Annotated in this window: 4 protein-coding genes; 3 read left to right on the forward strand and 1 reads right to left on the reverse strand. The window is 42.9% G+C overall.

All coding sequences use genetic code 11. The annotated features are described in order from the left end of the window. The first annotated feature begins 205 nt into the window (after window positions 1–205). Together msrB and C7B77_RS25610 are read left to right on the forward strand one after the other, a co-directional pair. A complete protein-coding gene (gene msrB, locus C7B77_RS25600; RefSeq protein WP_219892282.1) occupies window positions 206–613 on the forward strand; it encodes a peptide-methionine (R)-S-oxide reductase MsrB in 408 nt (135 codons plus the stop codon). A 316-nt stretch (window positions 614–929) separates the two neighbouring features. Then, window positions 930–1,388 carry a CBS domain-containing protein gene (locus C7B77_RS25610; protein ID WP_106311624.1) on the forward strand — a complete coding sequence of 153 codons (459 nt, stop codon included), beginning with the start codon at window positions 930–932 and terminating at the stop codon, window positions 1,386–1,388. A 155-nt stretch (window positions 1,389–1,543) separates the two neighbouring features. On the opposite strand, the gene C7B77_RS25615 is transcribed toward C7B77_RS25610, so the two are convergent. Then, window positions 1,544–2,653 carry a hypothetical protein gene (locus tag C7B77_RS25615; protein ID WP_106311628.1) on the reverse strand — a complete coding sequence of 370 codons (1,110 nt, stop codon included), beginning with the start codon at window positions 2,651–2,653 and terminating at the stop codon, window positions 1,544–1,546. Between the two features lie 212 nt (window positions 2,654–2,865). Between C7B77_RS25615 and csaB the strand changes: the two genes are divergently transcribed. Next, the gene (gene csaB, locus C7B77_RS25620; RefSeq protein ID WP_106311631.1) at window positions 2,866–3,933 is read left to right on the forward strand and encodes a polysaccharide pyruvyl transferase CsaB; all 1,068 of its coding nucleotides are present in this window, start codon (window positions 2,866–2,868) and stop codon (window positions 3,931–3,933) included. Window positions 3,934–3,952 lie beyond the last annotated feature (19 nt).

Raw genomic sequence — 3,952 nt, forward strand, 5'->3', positions numbered from 1 at the left:
GGCTATTCGATCGAGATCGATAATTATGCCCTCAACTCTAGATAATTGTTAAAATATAAGTAATCGTAAATCGATCGAGGTGGGTCGCGATCGCTCGCATCTCGACACTCCTGACAAAATGCAAAGACGAACTTTATTATCGGCTGCATTAGTGCCAATCGGTGCTGCAAGCGGACTCTATTTTTTATCATCCCAGACATCCCCAATGGCAAAGACACAAGGCGAATTTGAAATCACTAAAACTGACGAAGAGTGGAAGCAGATCCTGACTCCCGAACAGTTTAATGTATTACGGAAACACGGTACAGAACGCGCTGGCACCAGTATTCTGGATAAAGAGTACGGAAAGGGTCAGTTTGTCTGTGCTGGCTGCGAATTACCGCTATTTGTCTCCGATACAAAGTTTAACAGTGGGACTGGTTGGCCGAGTTTCAACGATCCGATTCCTGGTGCGATCGAAACTTCGATCGACAAATCATTCTTTTCTACTCGTACTGAAGTCCACTGTCGTCGTTGCGGCGGACATTTAGGACATGTGTTTGAAGATGGCCCTAAACCCACCGGACTCCGTTACTGCATGAATGGCATCGCCATGAAATTTATTCCTGCATAATTGCTAAATATTATTGCTGGCGATAGTCACATACTGCACTTTTAAGGTGTGAGGTATAGAACCCCGACTTCTTTAAGAAGTCGGGGTTCTGAATCCATGAAATGGTGTATGCGATCGATCTGCAATCTACTGTATTGCCAGCAATTATCATCTTTAGACACATGAAGTTATTATAATTTTCTACCATAATTATTCTCCAATTACTATAATTAAAGATATCGAGCATATTTACTCAACCTGTCGATAATCGATCGATGCAAGCTTCAAATCGATCGATTTCGATCGACTCACCATACATCTATAGATGAGGTAAATCATGTCAAAAATTGTTGCAGATTGGATGAATCGCGATCTGATTACTGTTAAGCCAAACACACCGTTAGCCGATGCAGTAAAGCTGTTAGTCGATCGACATATTAGTGGTTTACCTGTAATTGATGATGATGGCAAACTAGTCGGTGTAATTTCGGAATCCGATCTGATGTGGCGCGAACAAGGTTTAGAACAACCGCCATATATGATATTTTTAGGCGGTGTCATTTACTTCAAAAATCCGCTCACATACGATCGAGATTTGCACAAAGCTTTGGGGCAAACAGTCGGCGAAGTCATGACTCCTTATGCAATCTCAATTAGTGCCGATACTTTGCTCTCAGAAGCAGCGAGAATCCTACACGATAAAAAAATTCACCGTTTACCTGTGGTTGATGAAAATAACCACCCGATCGGGATTATTACCGAAAGTGACATCGTTCGTGCGATCGCAGCGGTATAAAGTTTAGAGAGCGTCACCAAATTTACGTTTGCTAAAAATTCGGGGTAGGGGTAATTCATGAAGCGGCGGTTTTATTCGGAGGTTCCCTCCGAATAAAAAAACCGACAAGACATTACCTCTACCCCGAATTTGTGACGGGTAGTAGTTCTCACACATCAAATATTACCGACGATCGCTTGAAAAACTCTAGGGAAATACTCGATCGCCAGATACATGAGAGTACTAGTAATAGCACAGACAGAAATAAGCTGGACTAAGCTGATTTCTGTAACAACAGCACTTTTAATTAAGCTGCTTGAGTTGTTTGATTTTATCATCTTCAGTCCGAACCGATTATTAGCAGATCCAGCAGGAGAAGTTAGATCTAATATTTGAGTAGGCGGATCGATCGATTTTATCAGTTGGTATTTTCCCAAGAATCCATCGATAGTTATATAGTAGTCTGAATTATTTGACGAGCAGTAAGAATTTTCATATCCAAAGCAAGCATAAAGACAACGTTCGCTAGGACTATCGACCTTTCTATATTTGCCGCGATTAATCGTAAAGCCAGGATATTCATGGGCTACTCTTTCTTCTAGATATCGATCGTTACAAGTGTAGCCAGCGATAAATGACTGCTGAAGTAAAGTCGAACCATATTCAAAAATCCAGCCTTCTTTATCGTCGATCGAGCCGAGCGACAATTCTAATGTCGTTGTTTCAATGGATGTATCTATTAATTTGATTAATTGATATTTTCCTAAATAATTATCGATAGTAATATAATAATTTTCTCGATCTGATGAACAATGGGCATATTTATAATTCGAGCAAGCATCAAGACATCTTGCATTGGGAGTATCTACCCTTGGATATTTTCGATCGTTAATCGTAAACCCAGCATAATCACAAGCTAATCGCTCTGCTAAATATCCATCGTGGCACTCATAACCAGCTTTGAATGACTGTCGGAGCACATCCGAACCATACCTAAAAATCCAGTCCTCTTTATTTTTGATAAATATATTAATTTTAAATATACTACCGATCGAAGAAGGCGTCAGTGCATTAGATGAATACCGCCGTTTAAATAGGTCGCTGTCTACCGTTTCTCCATCCGCATGACCCAAGCTAAGATAGGAAGTTTTATCGTTCCAAATCCCATTTTCATAACTAGTAACGAACAGATCCACTGCATCTAAAGCTGCTTCCTGAGATTCATACCATTCCATCCGATCTTGATGATGCACGTACCAGTTAGTTGATAGTTTTTTCTTACCCATCTATCGATCGTCCATTCCAACTTGAGTGATATTTCCAACTGCTATCGAGATATCTAGTGAATATGCTGCTGGTGTAAATACGATGATTGGGTCTGCTTTCCAAGTCGGGAGCAGCTCACTCTAATTAAATATATTATACCGATCGCTAGAACGCGGCTGGTAAAGAAGCAATGTAAAATATGCTGTGAGGTATCGATCGGGTATACGACCAAATGACTGAGATCCAGGCTGTACTGTGTGGTTATTATGGCAAAGGTAACGGTGGCGATGAAGCATTGCTAGTGTCGATGTTGGAGATGTTACCCCCACATGTAAAACCCATCGTATTATCCGCCGAGCCGCGCGCTACTTCCAAAAGTTATGGCGTCAAGAGTTACGATCGCATGAATAGTGGCTCGGTAGTCCGCGCGCTCAAAGAATCGCAAGTTTTAATCTTGGGTGGTGGGAGTCTGATTCAAGATGCCACAAGTATCCGCAATTCGATCTATTATGGGGGGCTAATAGGATTGGCTCGACAATTCGGACTGCAAACGATCGCGATCGCACAAGGTATCGGCCCTGTGGATAAACCCCTGACTCGCTGGATTGCCAAACGCGCCTTTAGCAACTGTACGGCTCTGAGCGTCAGAGATCCAGCCTCAGCCGCCTTGCTCGAAAGTTGGGGGCTGTCCTGTATTATCGCTCCCGATCCCGTGTGGAGTCTCGCCGCCACCCCAGTCCCCGAAATTGCCAGCATTCCCAGCCCCAAAATCGCCGTCACCTTGCGATCGCATCCCAAACTCACAACCGCACGCCTAGCCGCTCTCACCACGGCCTTGGTGGACTTACAAGCCGCCACTGGCAGTCATATTTTACTCGTGCCCTTCCAACCGACTACAGATATGGACATTGCCCGACAAATTCGTGCCGAACTGACAGATAATAGTCAAATATTCACACCCACAGATCCCAAACAACTCAAAGGTTTATTTCAAGGAGTAGAGCTGGCGATCGGGATGCGCTTGCACAGTCTGATTATGGCAGCAGCGGAGGGCTGTAAATGTTGGGCGATTAGTTACGATCCAAAAGTTAGTAAACTAATGACAGAAATTAATATCCCTGGCTGGGAACTAGAAGATATCCCTACAGATCCAGTTACAATTACTCAAGCTTGGCAACAACATCTCCAAACCGGAACGCATCTAAACCAAGAATCGATCCGAAATATCGCCAAAAAATCGCTCGCTCACAAAGACTTATTGACTGCGGCAATTAATAACATTAACGGAAAGAGTGAATAGTGAATAGTGGATAGTGGAT

The sequence above is a fragment of the Chamaesiphon polymorphus CCALA 037 genome (genome assembly GCF_003003845.1).
In the GTDB taxonomy this organism is placed as follows: Bacteria; Cyanobacteriota; Cyanobacteriia; order Cyanobacteriales; family Chamaesiphonaceae; genus Chamaesiphon; species Chamaesiphon polymorphus.

Bases quoted from the DNA above. Each gene is read 5' to 3' on its own strand.
- msrB (WP_219892282.1), top strand. From the start codon at position 206: ATGGCAAAGACACAAGGCGAATTTGAAATCACTAAAACTGACGAAGAG.
- C7B77_RS25610 (WP_106311624.1), top strand. From the start codon at position 930: ATGTCAAAAATTGTTGCAGATTGGATGAATCGCGATCTGATTACTGTT.
- C7B77_RS25615 (WP_106311628.1), bottom strand. From the start codon at position 2,653: ATGGGTAAGAAAAAACTATCAACTAACTGGTACGTGCATCATCAAGAT.
- csaB (WP_106311631.1), top strand. From the start codon at position 2,866: ATGACTGAGATCCAGGCTGTACTGTGTGGTTATTATGGCAAAGGTAAC.